Annotated in this window: 17 protein-coding genes; 10 read left to right on the top strand and 7 right to left on the bottom strand. The window is 62.5% G+C overall.

The annotated features are described in order from the left end of the window. The first annotated feature begins 84 nt into the window (after nt 1-84). Nucleotides 85-546: an Lrp/AsnC family transcriptional regulator gene (locus D5261_RS13505; RefSeq protein ID WP_165864677.1), complete on the top strand. Its 462-nt coding sequence runs from the start codon at nt 85-87 to the stop codon at nt 544-546. A gap of 35 nt (nt 547-581) precedes the next feature. Here D5261_RS13505 and D5261_RS13500 read toward each other — a convergent pair whose 3' ends face one another. From D5261_RS13500 to D5261_RS13485, 4 genes are all read right to left on the bottom strand, one after another. Further along, nucleotides 582-1,106, bottom strand: coding sequence for a hypothetical protein (locus D5261_RS13500; RefSeq protein ID WP_119325109.1), 525 nt, complete (start codon nt 1,104-1,106; stop codon nt 582-584). A 14-nt stretch (nt 1,107-1,120) separates the two neighbouring features. After that, complete coding sequence (locus D5261_RS13495; protein ID WP_125206404.1) at nt 1,121-1,339, bottom strand: hypothetical protein; 219 nt, start codon at nt 1,337-1,339, stop codon at nt 1,121-1,123. Nucleotides 1,340-1,526: 187 nt separating this feature from the next. Beyond that, nucleotides 1,527-1,919, bottom strand: a complete 393-nt coding sequence (locus D5261_RS13490) for a response regulator (protein ID WP_165864676.1) — start codon at nt 1,917-1,919, stop codon at nt 1,527-1,529. A 42-nt stretch (nt 1,920-1,961) separates the two neighbouring features. Continuing rightward, a complete protein-coding gene (locus tag D5261_RS13485; RefSeq protein WP_165864675.1) occupies nt 1,962-6,065 on the bottom strand; it encodes a PAS domain S-box protein in 4,104 nt (1,367 codons plus the stop codon). 207 nt (nt 6,066-6,272) lie between these two features. On the opposite strand from D5261_RS13485, the gene D5261_RS13480 reads away from it, so the two are divergent. From D5261_RS13480 to D5261_RS13440, 9 genes are all read left to right on the top strand, one after another. After that, nucleotides 6,273-6,578: an STAS domain-containing protein gene (locus D5261_RS13480; RefSeq protein ID WP_165864674.1), complete on the top strand. Its 306-nt coding sequence runs from the start codon at nt 6,273-6,275 to the stop codon at nt 6,576-6,578. Continuing rightward, a complete protein-coding gene (locus D5261_RS13475) occupies nt 6,575-7,756 on the top strand; it encodes a methyl-accepting chemotaxis protein (RefSeq protein ID WP_119325104.1) in 1,182 nt (393 codons plus the stop codon). Before D5261_RS13480 ends, D5261_RS13475 begins: the two co-directional genes overlap by 4 nt. 93 nt (nt 7,757-7,849) lie before the next feature. Then, nucleotides 7,850-8,227, top strand: a complete 378-nt coding sequence (locus tag D5261_RS13470) for a response regulator (protein WP_119325103.1) — start codon at nt 7,850-7,852, stop codon at nt 8,225-8,227. Beyond that, nucleotides 8,224-10,317 (top strand): chemotaxis protein CheA, encoded by a 2,094-nt coding sequence (locus tag D5261_RS13465; protein WP_125206403.1) that lies wholly within the window; start codon nt 8,224-8,226, stop codon nt 10,315-10,317. Before D5261_RS13470 ends, D5261_RS13465 begins: the two co-directional genes overlap by 4 nt. Nucleotides 10,318-10,342: 25 nt before the next feature. Beyond that, nucleotides 10,343-10,840, top strand: a complete 498-nt coding sequence (locus D5261_RS13460; protein WP_119325101.1) for a chemotaxis protein CheW — start codon at nt 10,343-10,345, stop codon at nt 10,838-10,840. 45 nt (nt 10,841-10,885) lie between these two features. Beyond that, nucleotides 10,886-13,306: a methyl-accepting chemotaxis protein gene (locus tag D5261_RS13455; protein ID WP_119325100.1), complete on the top strand. Its 2,421-nt coding sequence runs from the start codon at nt 10,886-10,888 to the stop codon at nt 13,304-13,306. 327 nt (nt 13,307-13,633) lie between these two features. Then, nucleotides 13,634-14,509, top strand: a complete 876-nt coding sequence (locus D5261_RS13450) for a CheR family methyltransferase (RefSeq protein ID WP_119325099.1) — start codon at nt 13,634-13,636, stop codon at nt 14,507-14,509. Continuing rightward, nucleotides 14,506-15,102: a chemotaxis protein CheD gene (locus D5261_RS13445; RefSeq protein ID WP_119325098.1), complete on the top strand. Its 597-nt coding sequence runs from the start codon at nt 14,506-14,508 to the stop codon at nt 15,100-15,102. Before D5261_RS13450 ends, D5261_RS13445 begins: the two co-directional genes overlap by 4 nt. Nucleotides 15,103-15,155: 53 nt before the next feature. Continuing rightward, nucleotides 15,156-16,199, top strand: coding sequence for a protein-glutamate methylesterase/protein-glutamine glutaminase (locus tag D5261_RS13440; RefSeq protein WP_119325097.1), 1,044 nt, complete (start codon nt 15,156-15,158; stop codon nt 16,197-16,199). A 69-nt stretch (nt 16,200-16,268) separates the two neighbouring features. Here D5261_RS13440 and D5261_RS13435 read toward each other — a convergent pair whose 3' ends face one another. The 3 genes from D5261_RS13435 to D5261_RS13425 all read right to left on the bottom strand — a co-directional run bounded on the left by D5261_RS13435 (nt 16,269) and on the right by D5261_RS13425 (nt 20,930). Beyond that, the gene (locus D5261_RS13435; RefSeq protein WP_119325096.1) at nt 16,269-17,039 is read right to left on the bottom strand and encodes a type II secretion system protein; all 771 of its coding nucleotides are present in this window, start codon (nt 17,037-17,039) and stop codon (nt 16,269-16,271) included. Between the two features lie 159 nt (nt 17,040-17,198). After that, nucleotides 17,199-19,760, bottom strand: coding sequence for a magnesium-translocating P-type ATPase (gene mgtA, locus D5261_RS13430; protein ID WP_119325095.1), 2,562 nt, complete (start codon nt 19,758-19,760; stop codon nt 17,199-17,201). A 12-nt stretch (nt 19,761-19,772) separates the two neighbouring features. Continuing rightward, nucleotides 19,773-20,930 (bottom strand): acetate/propionate family kinase, encoded by a 1,158-nt coding sequence (locus D5261_RS13425; RefSeq protein WP_119325094.1) that lies wholly within the window; start codon nt 20,928-20,930, stop codon nt 19,773-19,775.

The raw sequence follows: 20,930 nt of genomic DNA, 5'->3' as shown, positions 1-20,930 counted from the left end.
GTCAATTTCAACGGAGTATGTGATATAATTTCGTCACACGCGCAAAAACGTCGTTTGCCGAAGCATGAGATATGGGAGAACGATATGCTGACGCTGGATGAATTGGACAATCGGATCGTGTGCGTGCTTCAGGAGAATGCGCGCCTGACGAACTCGGAGATCGCCAAGACGGTGGGGAGTACGGAGCCGACCGTGCGCCGGCGCGTGGAGCGGCTTCTGAGCGCGGGCGCGATCAAGATCGTCGCCGTCGCGACGCCCTTTCAGCTTGGGTACCGCGTCATCGCAATTTTGGGATTGCAGATCGACCATCAGCACCTCACGCAAGTGGAGGAAGCGCTGATCGCGATGCCGGAAGTGAGGTTTGCGGGAGTGACTTTAGGAAGCTACGACGTCATCGCCGAAGTATGGTTTGAAGACAACGAACAACTGCTGGCGTTTCTGCACGAGCGCCTGAGCAAGATCCCCGGCGTACAGCGAATCGAATCCCTGCAAGTCGCCAAAATGCTCAAATACATGTACGACTGGAGCGCGCCGCCAGACTTCTGAGCTGGATATCTCAGCTCTTAATCCAGGCCGCATGATCATATTTCCATGCGGCCATGCGCGGATTTCTGGTCAATTCTCTGCATGACATATTGCCAGAATCTCGCCCGCTCTTCATCACCGGATCGGGTGGAAAAGAAGGGGCAGATAAAAGGCTTCAGCAGCACTCTGCGATCGGCGTCCAGGATCACCGGCTCCCAGCGCTCCTCTTTGATGCCCAGGTTTTCGATTCGGTAAGAGTGCATGTCCTTCCAAAGCACACGCCAGGTCCAAAACCCATTAGTCGCCGTGATTCCGGCTTCATTTGCAATAATTAGAAACCTTACTGTTCCCCACCAGATATAGAAACCAATCGCCAATACAAAAAGCATTCCAAAAACTGTCGATGGCTGACGGCCGACAGAGGATTTCTCCATGAAATGAACGGTGTATGACGGTACGACTATGGACAATAAGACGTCAATCGCTATTCCTCCCATAATGAGAAATATCATGGAACCCAGCGCCTTTTGCCAGGGCGCACTTTTGAGAACTAGCGCGCTGCGCCCTTCCACGATGCCCATATTTAATCTCGCCGTCAATGAGTCTGCCGGGCGCGATTGGCGCTGAAAGCCCAGAGAATTACGCCTTGCGAGATCGGCAATGCGATTGCAAGGGTGGACAGCGTGATCAGTCGTGCCTGCCACTGGACGTGATGCGGCGCAGCGCAGAGATCGGCCATGATGAGGGCAAACCCAACGGACGCAATAATCACAGCGTCCTTCTTCAAAAACTCCCGCAGCTTACTGTTTTCCATCACTTCAATCCATTCCAACGGTTTTATGATTGGTGAGACGTAGTAACGACGCGAAAGTTGCAGGGGAGACTTGAGATTGGGAAAACGAGAGGGATGGAAAGTTGCTCTCTGCATTTACCCGGGAGGAGCATGCTTCTCCCAGGCGGCGCAGGAATCGGGCAATGATGGCGAACGGGACAATTTGCGCTTAGCGGGCAGGCGCGCCTTGTTCCAGCATCAGGATCCGCTCGGCGACTTGGAGGCGCGCGATCAGGTCTTCGCGGACGAGCGGCTTGGTCAGGAAGACATCCGCGCCGGCGTTGAGGCCCTTGACGCGGTCTTCGCGGGTTTGTTTGGCCGTGAGCATGATGACGCACGTATAAGGGGCGTTCTTGCGCGACCGGATATTCCGGCAAAGTTCTATTCCATCCATGTCCGGCATCATCCAGTCGGTAATGACGATGGGGAACGTTTCGGCCTGCAGCGCGGACCAGGCGAGCGCGCCGCTGGCGACGGCGGTCACCTGATGGCCGAGGCTCTCAAGCACCATGCGCAGAGCGCGCATCGAAACGGGATCATCTTCAGCAATAATGATTTTCATGGGTTTTCTCATCCCTATTTTCGGAATATACCGGCAAAATACTCAGAGTGATTTTGCATATGGCTCGCCAATGGCGGCAACGCGCGCGTTCAAATGGGTCTCGACGCGCTCCATCTCCTTGGAGACCCGCGCCGCCTGGGAATCAACGCGGCTGACATCTTCCTCCGCCGCCGCATTCTCCCATTCCTGGCACAGATCCACCAGCCTCATCGCGCCGATCGCGGCGGCGGCGCCCTTCAGGGTATGGGCCCAGTGCTGAAGGCCGGCGCAGTCGCCGATTTCCTGCATCATCTCACAGCGCTGGCGCATCCTTGGCGCGGCGCCGAGGAACTCCAGCAGCATCTCCCGCTCAAAATTCAGATCCCCCGCGCAGAGCTGCGCTAAACGTGAGGGGTCCAAAATCTCCTGGGAGGCGATCTCTTCCCGTTCTTCGCCGGAGTCCGGCTCCGCCGGGACACCCTCGGCGGCATGGCGGGTTTCGCTGGCGTACGGCGCCTCGGAGAGACCGCGATTTAAGGCGGCGTAAAGGTCCGGGGCGTTGATCGGCTTGGTGATATAGTCGTCCATGCCGGCGGAAAGGCAGCGCTCACGATCGCCGGTCATGGCGTGCGCCGTCATCGCCACGATCGGCGTGCGCGTGCGCTCTTCCGCAAATTCCCATCGGCGTATCGCTCCCGTCGCCGCCAGGCCGTCCATTCCCGGCATCTGCACATCCATCAGAATCAGGTCGAATACGCCGGACTGGAACGCCTCGACCGCCTCCGCCCCATTGTTCGCCACGGTCAAGCCGTCCATTTCGTATCCGCCCTGCTCCAGAAGACGGCGCGCGACTTTCTGATTGATCGGAGTGTCCTCCACCAGCAGCACACGCGCGCTGCGCGCGCTCACATCCAGCAGGATCTGCTCGGGCCGCTCCACATCTTCGAAACCGGACGGATCGCCGGTGCCAAAGAGGCGCGCGAGCGCCTGGAACATCTCGGACTGGCGCAGCGGCTTGCGCACCAGGGCCGCGAATAGCTTCGTGTCTTCCTGGCTTCGCGCCTCCCGACCGGTCAGCAAAATGATCGGCACATCGGACAGATTTGCCTCCGCCTTCAGGCGGCGCGCGACCGCGACGCCGTCGCCGTCCTCCACTTCCGAGTCGATCAGAATCGCGTCGGCGCCCTCCACGCTCAGCTCGCCTGACAGCAGCTTCAGCGCGCTCGCCTCGCCGGACGCCACCGTCACGCGGCACCCCCAGGCGCCCAGCAGCGACTGCAATTTGCGCCGGCTTTCGCCGCTGGCGTCCACCGCCAGCACCCGAAGCGGCGGCAGGGTCTTGGGAAGCCGCGCCGGCGCCGATCCCTTCACCTGCTTCTCAAAGGTCAGCTCAAAGGAAAAAGTGCTCCCCTGCCCGGCGTCGCTTTCGACGGCCAGCGTTCCGCCCATCAGCTCCACAAGCTGCCGGCAGATCGTCAGCCCCAGCCCGGTGCCGCCGTAACGACGCGTCGTCGATCCGTCCGCCTGCGTAAAGCTCTCGAAGATCGCCGCCTGGCGGTCCTTCGGGATCCCGATGCCGTTGTCCTGAACGAAGATGCGCCATGTCGCTTCGGTCGCGCTCTCCGACATCAGTTCGGCGCCGAGCACGACTTCACCGCCGTCGTCGGTAAATTTGACGGCGTTGCTCAGCAGGTTGGTCGCCACCTGGCGCAGGCGGCTGGGATCGCCCAGGATCCGTCCCGCCCCAAACGTCGGCGCGAAGGACAGAGGCGGCATCGCGCAGACCAGCTCCTGGTTTTTCTCCTTCGCCTTCGCGGAAAGGAGCACGCAGACGTCTTCCAGCAGTTCGTGCAGCGTAAACTCCACCGTCTCGATCGTCATCTTCCCCGCTTCGATCTTGCTGAAATCGAGGATGTCGTTGATTACGGTCATTAGCGCGTCCGCGCACTGCTTCACCGTCCGCGCGCAGTCGAGCTGCCCTTCGTCCAGCGGCGTGTGCAGAAGCACATCGATCATCCCGATCACGCCGTTCATCGGCGTGCGGATCTCATGGCTCATATTCGCGAGGAATTCGGATTTCAGGCGCGCGGCGGCGAGCGCGGCGTCGCGCGCCTCCGCCAGCTCCCAGTTGCGCCATTCCAGCTCGAACGCCGTGTCGGCCAGCTCCTGCTGCGCCTGCTTTTGCAGCGTGATATCGCGTGCGATCGACGATACGCCGATTGGCTCGCCCTCGGCGTTGCGGATCAGCGAAATGCTCACGGAGATCTCCACCACACGCTCGTCCTTGGCGACCCGGGCCGTCTCGAAGCTGCTGATCGGCTCCAGGCGCAGCAAGCGCTCCATCAGCGAGGGAGACCCATCGGAGGCGTGCGCGGGAGGAACGAGTTCATTGAATTTGCGCCCGACCGCTTCTTCCAGAGAATAGCCGTAAAGCCGCTCCGCTCCCGGGTTCCAGCTGACGATGACGTCGTCGAGGGTTTTGCCGATAATCGCGTCATCGGACGACTCGACGATCGCCGCGAGCTGGCTCATGCCTTCGGCGGCGTGCTTGCGCTCGGTGATATCGAGCACGCTGCCTTCAAAATAAGAGACCGCGCCGCTGGCGTCTTTGATCGTGCGCGCCGACGCGGTGATCCAGCCCAGGCCACCATCCTTGCGCCGATGCTGGATGAGAAAGTCCTTGATGATGCCGTCGGTCATCAAGCGGCGAACGAACTCCTGCCGCTCCACGGGGTTGACGTAGAGGTTCTTTCCCGCGTCCGTCACATGCGCCATCAGCTCGTCCGGAGTTTCATAGCCGGCGATCCGCGCGAAGGCGGGGTTGACGCTCAAAAAGCGGCCGTCCGGCGTCGACTGAAAGATGCCCTCCACGGCGTTTTCGAAGATCGAGCGGAACTTGAGCTCCGCCTGCCGCAGCGCTTCCTCCTCCTGGCGCCGGCGCGAAACGTCGGCCGCCAGCAGCAGGAATCCCATATTGCCGACCGACGATTCACTGATGGGGTTGATGCTCACGCCCAGAATGCTCTCCGAACCGTCGGGACGCATATAGCACACATCGTCGAGGCGCACCACCTGGGACGACGCCTTGCATTCGCGCACCGCCCGGGTGATCTCGATCCAATCCCAGAGAATGCCGCATTCGGCGAACGGCTTGCCCACCATATCAGACGTCGTCTTGCCGAAGAGGCGGCTGGCGGCCGCGCTCCAGACCGTGATAACGTCCGTTTCATCCACGCCGATCAGTACCGAAGGCAGCGAGGCCAGCAGATGCTCGGTCTGCAAAACGATCCGCCGGAGCTCCTGCTCGGTCGTACGGCGCAGCGTGATATCGTTGGCGACGGCGATCAGCCCGGTGATCTTTCCAGAATCGTCACGGATCGTACGGCCATGAGTCTCGTAGCAAACCCCTTGATATTCGCCGATCCAGGCGGTCAATTCGCCTTTCAGCGCGCGGGCGACGCAGTCCCGAAGATCGGGAGACGAGCTCAGAACATCCATGCACGACTTGCCGACCATTTCGCGCGGGTCCAGATTGGCGGACCGCACTCCGGCGCCGTCCATCAGGGTGTAGACGCCGTTTTCGTCCAGCGCGAAGATCACACCCGGCATATACTTCGTGACGGTGGCGAGGAGACTGTTCGTCTCCCGCTCGCGGCGGCAGATCAGGGCGAGTTCCTGGGAGCGCAGATGCAGATCCAGTTCGCTCATCGCCATCGCGGCCATATCCGCCAGGTTTTGCCGCTGATCCTCGGAGAATGCCCGGGGCTTGATGTCGAGGACACAGAGCGTCCCCAGATTGAGGCCGTCCTGAGTGCGCAGAGGAGCGCCGGCGTAGAAGCGAACCTGAGGTCCGCCGACGACCAGGGGATTGTCCGAAAAACGAGGGTCCAGCCGCGCGTCCTCGACGACCAAAACATCGGTCGTCATGATCGCGTGCGCGCAAAAGGCCACGCCCCGGTCGGTTTGGCATACATCAACGCCATGGCGCGATTTAAGCCACTGCCGATCCTCATCCAGCAACGTGACCAGCGCAATCGGAGTCTCGAAGACACGCGCCGCGAGAGCGGTGATCCGGTCAAACGAGAGGTCGGGGGGAGTATCCAAAATGCGGTATCGACGCAGGGCTTCCAGGCGCTGTTCTTCGTTGTCGGGTATCGGAGAAGTCATAGGGACGTCCAATCGTTTCCATAATCGGCGCGCTGCGCGCGAGTCTCGCATTGGATTGTCGGCAAGGGACGCCCACTTTTTCAGACCAAATCGCCCCGAATGACGCTCCAGCGAAAAAGCCGCTCAAGAAGTCGAGCGCGAGCGCCGATAATGGCTTCAGCACAGTTACGCCTATCCATTTCCCAGACATTAAGGACGATCGAACCTATGCCTACCGCGAAAAAGAGTGTTGCATATCGTCGGCGCGGCGCCGTCGGCGCATTGACGCTGCACGGAGCGATCGACATGTTCGAAGCCGCCGCGTTCCACGAAACCGCGCGCAAAGCGCTGGAGGACACTCAGGCCGCAGCCATCCGTGTGGAGATGTCGGATGTGGAGCGGCTGGACATTTCGTCCTTCCAAATCCTGAGCGCGCTGCGGCGCGACGCCGCCGCGGCCGGCAGAACGGTCGAGATCACCGGGGCGACGGACCGCGTACTCATGGACGCGAAAACAGCGGGGCTGTCCCTATGAAATGGTTCCCCTCGAAAACGAACCCGGCGGCGGACACGCCGGCGCCGGCGCACGCCACGGTCAGCGGCATGGAAGAGCGGCTGTTTGAGTTGGAGGCGCAAAACGCCGAGCTGACGGCCCGCATTGCGGCGCAGGACGCGCAGATCCGGTTATTAACCGAGCAGGCGGCGGAGGCGGAAGCGTTCGCGCAGGAGCGTCTCGCCGCCGCGGAAGAGGCCGAGGAGGCGCTGGTCCGCGCCGACGAAGAGCGCCTGCGCATCACAAACCAGGTCGCCGAGATGGCCGATCACCTCGCGGGGCAGGTCGTCACGGCGCTGTCGGAAGCCGAGGAAGCCGTTTCGGCCGCGATCGGCTCGTTCCTACAGATCTCATCGGATTCCCGGGAAGCGGCGATCAGCGCGCAGCAGGTCGCGGGATCGGACAACGACGAAAGCGTCACGAAGATCGCCACGCAGGCGACGGACGTGATGGGAGGATTCGTCGAGGGCATGCTCAGCACCGCCCGCCAGATCTCCCGCACCGCAAAACAGATCCAATCGCTGACCGAAGTATCCGTACACCTGCGCAAGCTTCTCGACGACATTGAGGTGATCGCCGACCAGACGGTGCTGCTCGCCTTCAACGCCTCCATCGAGGCGGCGCGGGCCGGGCAGGCGGGACTGGGCTTCGCGGTCATCGCCGGCGAGGTGCGCAAGCTCTCCGAGCGCAGCCGCCAGGCGACCGAGCGGATGCGCCTGCTGACCAGCCAGGTCAGCGAGGACAGCGAATCGATTTTTGACGCGCTGGGCATCGCCGCCGAACTGAGTTTGGAAAAAAGCTGCTCGGCGCAGATCGCCATCAACGACCTTCTGGAAATGATCCGCACCGCCGACGAGATCACGCAGGCCGCCGTCAGCGACCTGGGCGACCGCAGTTTGAAGGTCAGCGACGACATCGGCAAGATCGTCATCGCCTTCCAGTTCCACGATCTGCTGCGGCAGCGCCTGGAGCACGTCGCCGATCCGCTCTCCCGCATGCGCGACACGCTGCGCGGCGAATGCGGGGAAAGCGCGGAGGCGCACGCGACGCTCGCCTACGCCGTCGGACAAAACACATTCATGGCTCACGCCGTCGGGGCGGCGCCGACGCTGGAAGTCGTCAGCTACCAATCGGACGACGACGATATTACCCTGTTCTAATTTCCCGGCGAGAAATCGCTAAAGAATGCTCGTAAAAATACCGAAATTGGATACGTATGCTCCCTGGGAGCGGCTTTACAAAGGACTGATAACGTGGCAAAAACAGCACTGATCGTGGACGATTCGACGTCCATGCGGCAGATGGTGGGCTTTACGCTCAAAGGCGCGGGATTTACCGTCCTGGAAGGCGGCAACGGCCAGGAAGCCCTGGCGAAGCTCGCAAGCGCGCCCGGCGGCAAAGTCGATCTGATCATCACGGACCTCAACATGCCCGTCATGGACGGGCTGACCTTTATCAAAGAAGCCCGCACGAAGGCCGGGCTTCGCTTCACCCCGATTCTTATGCTGACCACCGAAAGCGGCGACGGCCGCAAGGCGGAAGGCAAGGCGGCCGGCGCGACCGGCTGGATCGTCAAGCCGTTCCATCCCGAGCAGCTGCTCAAGGTGATTGAAAAGGTGCTTCCAGCGTGAACCTTGACATGACCATGTTCCACCAGGCTTTTTTCGAAGAAGCCGGTGATTTGCTGGCCGACTTAGAGGGCCTGCTGCTGCGCCTGGAGGAAGATCCGGGCGACCTGGAGCTGCTCAACACCATCTTCCGGTGCGCGCACTCCATTAAGGGCGGCAGCGCCACCTTTGGATTCACGGACATCGCGCACTTCACCCATGGTCTGGAAACGCTGCTGGACAAGGTGCGCAACGGAGAGATCAAGATCGATCGCTCCCTCTCCCAGGTCCTGTTTGAATCCCTCGACCAGATGAAGGCCCTACTTTCCGTCGCACGCGGCGAAAGCGCGTCGGCTCCGGATTCCTCCGCGCTGTCCGCGCGGATCGAGGCCGCGATCCTCGGCCAGCCGGCCATCGTCGCCGCCCAGCCAACCCTCCCGAAGCAAAAAGCCGCCGAGGAAGAGGGATGGGGCGTCTGGTCGCTTGCCCACACCTATCGCCTGTACTTCGCCCCCGGGCCGGACATTTTGCGCCAGGGCGGAGATCCCCTGCTTTTGCTCGGACAGCTCGGCAAGGTGAGCGATATCCTCAGCATCGTCTGCGACGATTCCCGCCTGCCCGCGCTCGCCGACATGGATCCCGAAGCGTGCTATTTGAGCTGGGAAGTGGAGCTGCGCTCGGACAAAACCTCCGAGGAGATCCTGGAGATCTTTGAGTTCGTGGCCGACGACAGCGAGATCCGCCTCGAAGTCACTAGCGAAACCCGTTCCCCCGCCGCAGCGGCGCCGGCGGCCCCTATGGAGGCCGCGCCCCCCGCCGCCGAACCGGTCGCCGAAGTCCCGGCGGCGGAGCCCACGCCGGCCATGGCTCCGCCCGCCGCCCTGCCCGTCGAAGCCGCCGCGAAGGCCGCGCCGCCGGCCGAGGCGCAGACGCTGCGAGTCGCGACCGACAAAGTCGATAAGCTGATCAACTTAGTCGGCGAATTGGTCATCAATCAGTCGATGCTCAACGAAGTCGTGCAGGACTTCTCCATGGCGAAGCTTCCCCGCCTGATCGAAGCCGTCGCCGAGATGGAGCGCGCCTCCCGCGAGCTTCAGGAGCGCGTGATGGCGGTCCGGATGCTCCCGATCAAGCACGCCTTCGGACGCTTCCCGCGCCTGGTGCGCGATCTGGCCGCGACGGTCGGCAAGAAGATCGAGCTGAAGACCTCGGGAGAGGACACCGAGCTGGACAAGGGCATGATCGAATCCATCGCGGATCCGCTCACCCATCTGGTCCGCAACTCCATCGACCATGGCCTGGAAACGCCCGAAGAGCGGCGCGCCGCCGGCAAGCCCGAACAGGGAACTGTCTCGCTGCACGCGCTGCATGAAGGCGGCAGCATCGCCGTGGAGGTTTCCGACGACGGGCGCGGCCTGAGCCGTGAGCGGATCTTAAAGAAAGCGATCGAGCGCGGCTGGGTGACGGAAAACGACACGCCCTCCGATGAGACGCTTTACAACTTCATCTTCATGCCCGGATTTTCGACGGCGCCGGCGGTCACGGACCTCTCCGGACGCGGCGTCGGCATGGACATCGTGAAGCAGGGCGTGCAGGCGCTGGGCGGCTCGATCACCCTGACCTCCACGCCCGGCGTGGGCACGACATTCCGCATCCGCCTGCCGCTTACGATGGCGATCCTCGAAGGACTGTCGCTGACGGTCGGCAACGAGACGTATATCCTGCCGCTGACGAGCATCGTGGAAAGTATCCAGCCGGCCGCCGGCGATGTCCGGAAGATCGCGGGGCGCACGGAGATCGCGCTGGTTCGCGGCGAGGTGCTGCCTGTTGTCCGCCTGTATCAGGTCTTCGGGTCCAGCCCGAAGGTGACGGACCCGACGCAAGGGCTGCTGGTGATCGTCGAAAACGATAACCACAAGGTCGCGCTGCTCGTGGACGAGCTGATCGGACAGAGCCAGGTGGTGATTAAGAGCCTGGAGACGAATTATCGCAAGGTGCGGGGGATCGCCGGCGCCACGATCATGGGCGACGGCCGAGTCGCGTTGATCCTGGACGTTCCGGGATTAGTACGGGATACCCTTTCGGAGAGCGCCGCCCTCGCCGCGGCCGCCTAATCGACACTCAACTAAGGACAAACCTATGGCGCTTGAACAAACGCAGTTTTCACAGAACGACGCCGGACATTCCACCGACGCCAACCAGTACCTCACTTTCTCGCTGGGGGATGAAGAGTACGGGGTGGACATCCTGAAGGTTCAGGAGATCAAGGGATATGTGCCTACGACGCGCATCCCCAACGCTCCTCCCGAAGTGGTCGGCGTGCTCAACCTGCGCGGCACCATCGTGCCGATCGTCGACCTGCGCCGCAAGTTCGGCCTGGAGGAGATCGAATACAACCAGTTCACGGCGATCGTCGTCGTGGTCGTACAGAACCGGGTGATGGGCGTAATCGTGGACAGCGTCTCCGAGGTGGTGAATATCCCCCTCAGCGATATCCAGCCCGCTCCCGATTTCGGAAACTCCATGAACGCGAGCACTCTTCAGGGGATGGCGCGCATGGGAGAAAACCTGATCATCTTGCTTGACATCGACATCGTTCTGCTCGGGGAGCCCGCTCCCCTCGCGCTTGCGGCCTAACGGCCATATTCCAACACAAGTTTCTACAACAGGAGTTACGAACACATGGCAGCAGCCGCAAAATCGACGACGACACCGCGCGCCACGGCGCGCAAGACCGAACTGAACGTGGTGGAGGGCGAGAACAAGCCGACGCGCACTCCCCGCCCCAAGCTCTCCGTGGTGGCGAATACGCCGAAGGCCCCGGACCTGATGGCGTGGGCGCACACTGCCCTGGACAACTCCCGCTCCAACACGTTCCTCTGCGACAAGGACTTCAATATCCTGTTCGCCAACAAGAAGAGCTTCGATATCCTGGAGTTCATGGAGCCGAACCTGCACGCGCACAACGATTCCTGGCGCTCGTTCCGCGCGGCGGATATCGTCGGCGGCAACCTCAGCTTCCTTTTCACCGATGAGCCGCTGGAGTTCCGGCGCGCCGCCGATCCGCGCAACCACCCCTACCAGGCTCAGATCAAGACCGGCCCCTGCACCTGCGATGTCCAGATCACCGGAATCCGCGCCGCGAACGGCGATCTCCTGGGCTACGCCGTGGACTGGGAGCGGATCACGGATAAGCTGGCTCAAGAGGCCCGCGCCCAGCAGCTGATGACGACGCTGGAGCACTCGACATCGAACACCTTCCTGTGCGATATGAACTGGAACGTTCTGTACGCCAACGAGAAGGCCGTCGATATCATGCGCTTCATGGAGCCGAACCTCCACCGCCACAGCGACACCTGGAAGTCGTTCCGCGCCGACGAAACGATCGGTAAATCTCTGGGCTGGCTCTTCACGGACGAGCCGGAAGAGTTCCGCAAGGCGTCCGACCCGCGCAACCACCCCTACCAGGCGCGCATCAAGACCGGGCCGTGCGTCTGCGACGTCACCGTCACCAGCACGCGCAATGAAAAGGGCGGCGTCACGGGCTACGCGGTTTACTGGGAGCGGATCACGGAGAAGGTCGCTCAGGAAGCGCGCGTCCAGCAGCTCATGACCACCCTGGATAAGTCCACGTCGAACACCTTCCTGTGCGACATCAACTGGAACGTTCTGTACGCCAACGAGAAGGCCGTCGATATCATGCGCTTCATGGAGCCGAATCTGCACCGGCACAGCGACGCCTGGCGATCGTTCCGCGCCGATGAGACGATCGGCAAATCCCTGGGCTGGCTGTTCACGGACGAGCCCGAGGAGTTCCGCAAAGCGTCCGATTCGCGAAATCATCCTTACCAGTCGCGCATCAAAACGGGGCCGTGCGTCTGCGATGTCACCGTCACCAGCACCAAGGATGATAAGGGCGCCGTGGCCGGCTATGTCGTTTACTGGGAGCGGATCACCGAAAAGGTCGCGATGGAAGCGCGCCAGCAGGAGCAGATCGCGGAGAAAGAGTATCTTTCGGCCAAGGTTGAGGAGATGATGAGCGCCGCCCTCGCGATCACGCAGGGCGATCTGACCCGTCAGATCCCGGTCGAGAAGGACGACGCCATCGGCAAGCTGGCGACGGCGTTCAACGATATGACCGCCAACCTTTCGCAGCTCATCGCTCAGGTCCGCGTCGCCTCCGATAGCATCGTGGCGTCGTCGAATGAAGTCTCCGCCGGCAACGACGATCTGTCGCGCCGCACCGAGGAAACGGCGTCCAGCCTGGAAGAGACGGCGTCGAGCATGGAGGAGATGACCTCCACCGTCAAGCAGAACGCGGACAACGCCCGGCAGGCCAACCAGCTCGCCGCCCAGGCCCGTGAAGTCGCCGAGCGCGGCGGCAGCGTGGTCGGTAAGGCCGTCAACTCGATGGAGGAGATCAACAAGGCGTCCAAGCGCATCGCCGACATCATCTCCGTGATCGACGAGATCGCGTTCCAAACGAACCTGCTGGCGCTGAACGCCGCCGTCGAAGCGGCCCGCGTCGGCGAGCAGGGACGCGGCTTCGCCGTCGTCGCCGCCGAAGTGCGTACGCTGGCCGGACGCAGCGCGACCGCCGCCAAGGAGATCAAGACGCTCGTTCAGGACAGCGTGCAGAAGGTTCAGGAAGGCAGCAGCCTGGTCAACCAGAGCGGCCAGCAGCTCGACGAGATCGTCACCTCCGTCAAGAAGGTCGCCGACATCATCGCCGAAATCTCCGCCGCTTCCCAGGAGCAGGCCGCCGGCATCGAGCAGGTGAACAACGCGATCATGCAGATGGACCAGATCACGCAGCAGAACGCCGCGCTGGTCGAGGAGGCCGCCGCCACCAGCCAGGGAACCACAAACCAGGCGAAGGACCTTGTCCGCGTCGTCGGACAGTTCCAGGTGGATCCCAGCTACATCGACGCCATGATGCGCGACTCCGAACAAGCCCGGCCCACGTCGCCCGCCCGCAAGCCCGCCGCGCCCGCCCGGCCCATATCCAGCAGCCGGTTCACCCCCGCGCCGCGCGCCTCGGCCCCGCTCCGCCGCCCGTCCACTTCGTTCATCAAGGACGACGACGGTTTCGAGGAGTTCTAGATCACGCGCCGGGGCATAACCTGCCCCGGACAAAACCACTCTCGGGCTTCGAGCCCTTGCAAACCCACCCCCGCGCTTCGCGCGACCCCTCCCGCCGACAGGAAGGGTTGGTAAGATTGCCTCTTACGGTAGCCGCCTGCGATAACACACTCTGAAGAACCCTTCCCGTCGGCGAGAGGGGTCGCGCGAAGCGCGGGGGTGGGTTTGCAAGGGACCAAAGCCCGGGGGTGGGTTTGCCCGGAGGGGTCGGCCGAAGGCCGAGGGTAGGTCACGGTCGAAGTCTTATTTCACAACATTGGGCCTCCCCAACGGATTGGATCGACGCTTATGGAAGAGCCCGAACTCACCGATAAAGAATTCGCGAAGTTTCGTGATCTGATCTATCAGCTCACAGGCATCGTGATCAACGAAGGCAAGCGGCAGCTAGTGCTGTCGCGGCTGACCAAGCGACTCCGGATGCATGGACTTTCGTCGTTTTCCGAGTACTACGAACTCGTCACAAACGCGGGGGACGACGAGGAGCAAAGCGCCTTCATCAACTCCATCACGACGAACAAGACGGATTTCTTTCGCGAGCCGCACCATTTCGAATACATCGCCCGGGAGCTGGTCCCCGCGCTCGCGCAAAGCGCGCGGCGGGGCGAGCGAAAGCCGATGCTGCGCGTCTGGCACGCCGGCTGCTCGACGGGCGAGGAGCCGTACACGCTCGGCGTCACCCTCTCCGAGGCGTTCGCGAACCACTCCGAATGGGACTGGCGGCAGCTCGCCTCGGACATCGATACGAACGTGCTGGCGCACGCCGAGCGCGGGATCTACGATGAAAGCCGAACGGACACGATTCCGCGCGACCTGCTGCGCAAGTACTTCCTGCGCGGCTCCGGCGAGCGGGAGGGATCCTACAAGGTCAAGCGCGAGCTTCAGGAGCATCTGACCTTTCGGCAAGTCAATCTGCTGGAGCCGTCCTGGCCGATGCGCCCCGACACCAAGTTCGACATTATCTTTTGCCGCAACGTGGTGATCTACTTCGACAAGCCCACGCAAAAGCGACTGTTCGAACGCTTCGCGAGCCGGCTTCAGCCTGGCGGACTGCTGTTCATCGGCCACTCAGAATCGCTGCTTGGGATATCCAATGCGTTCGACGCCTGCGGCCAGACGATCTATCGGCTGACCGGAAACGAGAGACTTGTGGAGAAGGCCGCGTGAATAAGCGATACGAGCAGGAATTTGGGGAGCGGCGGCGCCGCTCGATTCACATCGGGGGAGTCTGCGCGAGCAAGGCGCCAACCGTCGTCCGGACAATCCTGGGATCGTGCATCGCGGTCGGCCTGTACGATTCTCAGGTGAACGTCGGCGGCCTCAATCACTTTATGCTGCCGGAAAGCAGCAGCGGCGAAGCCGTGAGCGCGCGTTACGGCGTGCACGCCATGGAGCTGCTGATCAACGACTGCATGAAGCACGGCGCCGACCGGAGCCGCTTGCAGGCGAAGGTGTTTGGCGGAGCGCACGTCCTGCGGATCGCCGAATCGTCGGGCGGCGTGCCGCAGAGCAATATCCGATTCGCCCTCAGCTTTCTGGAGACCGAAGGGATCCCGATCGTCTCGCGCGATCTGGGCGGCTACGCGGCGCGCGAGGTGTACTTCTTCACGGACACCGGCCGCACACTGATGCGGCGATTGGAGTCAACCGGCGCCGATCAGCAGACGCTGATGGCGGAAGTCGCGAGAGAGAAGAAGTCGCTTGCGCGTCCCGCCCCGCAGAGCGCTCCCGCCGACGACAGCAACATCACATTATTTTAAAACGGCAAACGTTATTTTAGAACGGCAAACGTTTGGAAGCCAAGAGGCCACTGATGTCCGGTAAGAAGATACGAGCGCTCATTGTCGATGACAGCGCCGCGATGCGGCAATTGCTGAGCCACATTCTCTCATCCGATCCCGAAATCGAGATCGTGGGGACCGCGGCCGATCCGTTTATCGCGCGCGAAAAGATTATCCAATTGACGCCCGACGTCATTACCCTGGACGTCGAGATGCCGCGCATGGACGGCCTGACCTTCCTGGAGAAGCTGATGCGCGGACGCCCCACCCCGGTCGTGATGGTCTCCTCGCTGACGCAAGCCGGCTGCGACATCACCATGCGGGCGCTGGAGCTCGGCGCGATCGACTTCTTCGCGAAGCCAACCTTCGACACGCTGAACGGCGTTTCCGAAGGCGCCGATATTATCATCGAGAAGGTGAAGGCGGCCGCGCGCGCCCGGATCCTGCCGCGAACCGCACCGGCGAAACCGCAGGCGACGGCGGCGCTCTCCGGGGCGGCCGCCTATCAGCTCACCAACCGGATCATCGCCATCGGCGCCTCGACCGGCGGCACCGAAGCGATCCGCGAAGTGCTGACCCAGCTTCCGGCGAACTCACCCGGGATCGTCATGGTGCTGCACATGCCGCCCGGCTTCACGACCTCGTACGCCAAGCGTCTGGACAGCCTCTGCAATATCCGCGTGAAAGAAGCGGAGAACGGCGACCGAGTGCTCCCCGGGCACGCCCTGCTCGCTCCGGGCAGCTTCCATATGTCGCTGGTGAAGTCCGGGGCGGAGTACTCCGTCCGCGTCGCGGAAGGCCCGCCGGTCAACCGGCACCGTCCCTCCGTCGATGTCCTGTTCGATAGCTGCGCGGCGCTCGCCGGCCGCAACGCGACGGCGGCGATCCTCACCGGCATGGGCGACGACGGCGCGCGCGGCCTGCGCCGCATGCGCGACTCCGGCGCCTACACCGTCGCCCAGGATGAAGCCACCTGCGTCGTCTTCGGCATGCCCAAAGAAGCCATCGCCCAGGGCGCCGCCCACGAAGTCCTTCCCCTGCAATGTATCGCCGAGCGTCTGCTGACGCACAAGTAACGGCAAAACAACAAAACCCAGCGGCAGTTCGCCGCTGGGCTTTGTTCGGATTACGTCCGGTCGTCAGAACTACTGATACTTCTGCTGAAGCTCGCCGGCGGCGGCGACTTGTCCCGGCGAGACCTGGGTGCAATTGATGCCGCTGACGTACTTGGCGGGCCAGCCGGTGTCGCAGTCTCCCCCGCCGGTGTTGTCGTCCATCGTTCCCCACATATTGACCGGCGTCGTGGTGGCGGTGGGCTTCAGTCCCTTGACATGGCCGTCCATGAACAGGCAGTCCATATTGTCCGTGTGGCCGGCGAAGCCGTTGTCACGCATGTCGTGGCGGCCATTGAGCGGGTTCCAGTCCGTGTACATCACGCCCCACTCATAGGTCGAATCGCAAATGACGATGCGCGTGGACGGCTCGTTGATCATCGCGATGCCGGGGCTGGGCCCCGCCCATCCCGGGCAGATCAGACGCGGGTTCGCCGCGTACGACCGAACGATCGCGGGCATCCCCTGCGCCGGATCCGCCGCGTTGCCGATCTCCTGGTTGTGCGGATTGGACGGGCAGGACCAGAGCTGGGCGCTCTTCATGTAGATCTGAATCGACTGCTTGTACGAATGCTGCCCGTCCCAGTCCGTCATCATCTTCTCATCGTAGTCCTGCGTGTACTGGAGAAGCGCCAGACCGATCTGCTTCAAATTGCTCGCGCAGCTGACCTGGCGCGCTTTCTCACGCGCCTTGGCGAAGACTGGGAACAGAATTGCCGCTAAAACCGCGATGATTGCGATGACAACTAATAACTCGATGAGTGTAAACCCACGCTGCGAAGCACGATTGCTCAATGAATTCATCTGTGAATACCTCCTGCGAATATTGATGATAACTGAGTGAAAGACGTGGGCGCGCGTGAATAAAGATCGCGCGCTCACTGGATTGTTACTCTATCCTACCGTACTATCGGCGGAAATTCACGAGGAATATTTACCTGTTTTCCACGCGAACGGCGCGCATCACGCCATGCTTCGATAAAACCACGTCTTCGCCACCTCGGCGGCGACGATATAAAGTCCGATGATCAAACCCAGCACGGGAAGATAGACGATCGGCAGCGCCGTCAAACCCAGCGGAGCGGCCAGCGGCGTGTATGGCAGGATCAGGACGACGCCGACCACGGCGAGCGTCGTGAGGAACAGCGCTCGGCTGGGGCGGCTGAGATAGCATCGGTGGCGGGTGCGTACGATCAGCACGATCAGGGCGGCGCTCGATACGCTTTCGATGAACCATCCGGTGCGGAACTGCGCGGGCGTGGCGCGCATCCAGTGCAGCAGGACGAAAAAGGTGAGGTAGTCGAAGGCGGAGCTGACGAACCCGAAGACGAGCATGAAGCGGCGCAGGAACGCGATGTCCCAGCGGCGCGGCGCGTCCACCATCTCCGGATCCACGCGGTCGCCCGCGATGGTCATCGCCGGAAAGTCGGTCATCAGGTTTGTCAGCAGGACTTGTTTGGGCAGCAGCGGGAGAAACGTCAGGAACAGCGACGCGCCCGCCATGCTGAACATGTTGCCGAAGTTGGCGCTGGTCGCCATGAAGATATATTTGAGCGTGTTGGCGAAGGTGATTCGCCCTTCGCGCACTCCCGCCGCCAGCACCAGAAGGTCTTTCTCCAGCAGAACAATATCGGCCGATTCCTTGGCGACATCCACCGCGCCGGCCACGGAGATCCCCACATCGGCGGCGTGCAGGGCGGACGCGTCATTGATCCCATCCCCCATGTATCCCACGACATGCCCGGCCTTTTTGAGCGCGAGAATGATGCGCTCCTTTTGGTTCGGCTCGACTTCGGCGAACACCCCGATCTTGGAAACACGCCGGACCAGCGCCTCCTGGCTCATTTGCAGCAGCTCGCCTCCCGTGAGAACCTCCGTGTCGCGCATCTTCGCCTGCTGGCTGACATTCGCGGCCACGAGCGCATTGTCTCCGGTAATCAGCTTCAGAGAGACGCCCAGGTCACGCAGGTTCTGGAGCGATTCGATGATCCCGTCTTGCAGCGGATCGAACAGCGCCAGAAATCCGGCGAAGGTCATATCCGCCTCATGGCTCTTGTCGATTTTGGAGACTTCGAGACCGACATCCCGAAAGGCGACGCCCAGCGTGCGGCAGCCCTGCGCGCTCAGCGCCTCATACTGGGCCTGGATCCGCGCGCGGAGCGGATCCAGGGGCGCGACGGATCCGTCGGCCGCCTGCGCCGAAGCGCAGACGGCCAGAATATTCGCCAGGGCGCCCTTCGTGATCATCCGATGCGTTTCCGCCGCGCCGCTTTCGGACGACTGCGCGACCAGGACGCTCAGCCGCTTGCGCACAAAATCGTACGGTTCTTCGTCGAGCTTTTTGTAGGCGTCGATATTGGGCGAATGGTCGGCGGCGATCGCCTGATCGATAGGATTGGCGTAACCGGATTGGAATGTGGCGTTGAGGTAGGCGAGCAGAAAGACATAGTCGCTGTCCTTGCCTGTAAAGTCGATCGCGCCGCGCAGTTTGACGGTTCCATCGGTGAGCGTGCCGGTTTTATCCGTACACAGCACATCCATGCTCCCGAAGTTCTCGATGCTGGAGAGCCGCTTGACGATCACCTTCTTTTGGGCCATGTTCTTGGCGCCGTGCGCCAGATTGATGCTGATGATCGCCGGGAGTAGCTGCGGCGTCAGCCCCACCGCCAGCGCCAGCGAAAAGAGCAGGGAGTCCAGCACGGGCCGTCCCAAATAGACGTTGACGGCCAGAATCGCCATCAGCATCAGGAACGTCACCTCCATCAGCATGTAGCCGAAGTGGCGGATCCCGCGTTCAAACTCGGTCTCCGGCGGCTTGTGCGCCAGCGTTTGGGAGACCTTTCCCACTTCCGTGGCGCTCCCCACGCGCGCCGCGACCGCGCGGGCGGTTCCGCTGGTCACATACGTTCCCATGTAGAGCGTATTCGTCCGCTTCGCGAGCGCCGTATCGGGAGGCGTAACGCCCACGGACTTCTCGACGGGGAATGTCTCGCCGGTCAGGGTCGCCTCGTTGACGAACAGATCCTTGGATTCCAGCAGCAGGCAATCGGCGGCGATGGATCCGCCGGCTTTGAGCAGCACGATGTCGCCCAGAACGATCTCGTCCGTCAGGACATCGACGGGCTTGCCGTCGCGCAGGCATGTCGCTTTGACCTGAACGATCGCGAGCAGTTTCCGCACGGCGTCGGCCGCGCCGCGCTCCTGCCAGAAGCCCAGCGCGCCGCTGACGAAGACGATCACGAGAATGATCGCGGCGTCGGCCCCATCCTTGAGAAAGATGGAGAGGATCGCGGCGGCGATCAGCACCAGGATGATCGGGCTTTTAAATTGGGACAGCAAAAGCAGCAGGGCGCTCTTGTCCCGTCGACCGCCACGCAGCCCGCCGCTCCCGCTTGCCAGGCGCTTCTTCGCTTCTTCGGAGGTAAGCCCCTGCGACGCCGTATGCAGGCGGCCGAGCAGCTCGTCGGCGGGAACGCTCCAGAATGCGCCGGCCGCCGGATCGAAATCCGTCACTTCATTTTTCATCAGAGGAGAAAATCATTTCTGAAGCAGAGCGGCGACTTCGCGCGCGATCTGTCGTTCTTCGTCGGCGGGGATGGTCCAGATTTCCACCTGGCCTCCCTGCCCCGCAAGCGTGTGGTTTTGGCCCGCGATATCAAGGGGAGAATGCCCGGCGCTGATTCGCGCGGGCTCATGGCCCACTTGCTGGTTGAGCGATTCGTCGAGGGCGACGCCGAGAAACTCTAAGCCCCGGCAGATCCGTGCGCGGATGGGCGCCGAGTGCTCGCCGACTCCGCCGGTAAAGACAATGGCGTCCAGCCCGCCCAGCACGACGGCGTAGGCGCCGAGATACTTGCGAACGCGGTCCACAAAGATTTCGAGCGCCAGCGCGACGCGCGCATCGCCCGCGGCGGCTTCCAAATCACGCACATCGGCGCTGCGTCCCGAAAGCCCCAGCAGGCCGCTTTTTCGATTGAGCAGATCGTCCAGAGCCTCGGCGGTCATGCCCTGCGTTCGCAGCAGATGGAGGAGCAGGCCGGGGTCGATGTCGCCGCTGCGCGTTCCCATGACGAGACCCTCCAGCGGAGTCATCCCCATGCTGGTGTCCACGCTTTCGCCGTCGCGGATCGCGCAGAGACTCGCGCCGCTTCCCAGATGGCATGTGACGATCTTTGTCCCATGAGCTTCACGCCCCAGCAGCGTAAAAAGCCGTTCGGAGGCGTAGCGATGTGAAATCCCATGGAAGCCATAACGGCGCAGACCGAGACGGTCAGACAGCTCCCAGGGCAGCGCGTAACGATACGCGGCCTCGGGCAGCGTGTGATGGAAGGCCGTGTCGAAGACCGCGACGACCGGCGCGTCAGGCAGCGCGCGCCGGGTTTCCTCCATCACCGCCATCTCGGTGGGATTGTGCAGCGGATCGATCTCCGCAAGGCCGCGCAGGCGCTCCCGGACGCCGTCCGTGACGACGACCGGTTCGTGAAAGTCGGCGCCGCCATGGACAAAACGATGTCCCACGGCGCTGACGCCGTAATGCCGGCACTCCTCGATCGCCTTACCGGCGGCGTCCGGGAACATCGGGCCATCCAGACGCTCGGCCTCGCCCTCATGCAGCGCCTCTTCCACGCCATCAGAAACGCGAAAGAGGCGGTATTTGAGGCTGGAGCTGCCGGCGTTCAATGCCAAAACGTTCAT

The organism is Capsulimonas corticalis, assembly GCF_003574315.2.
Lineage (GTDB): Bacteria > Armatimonadota > Armatimonadia > Armatimonadales > Capsulimonadaceae > Capsulimonas > Capsulimonas corticalis.
Note: the sequence above shows the minus strand (reverse complement) of the source record. Positions and strands in the feature narration are given on the sequence as shown.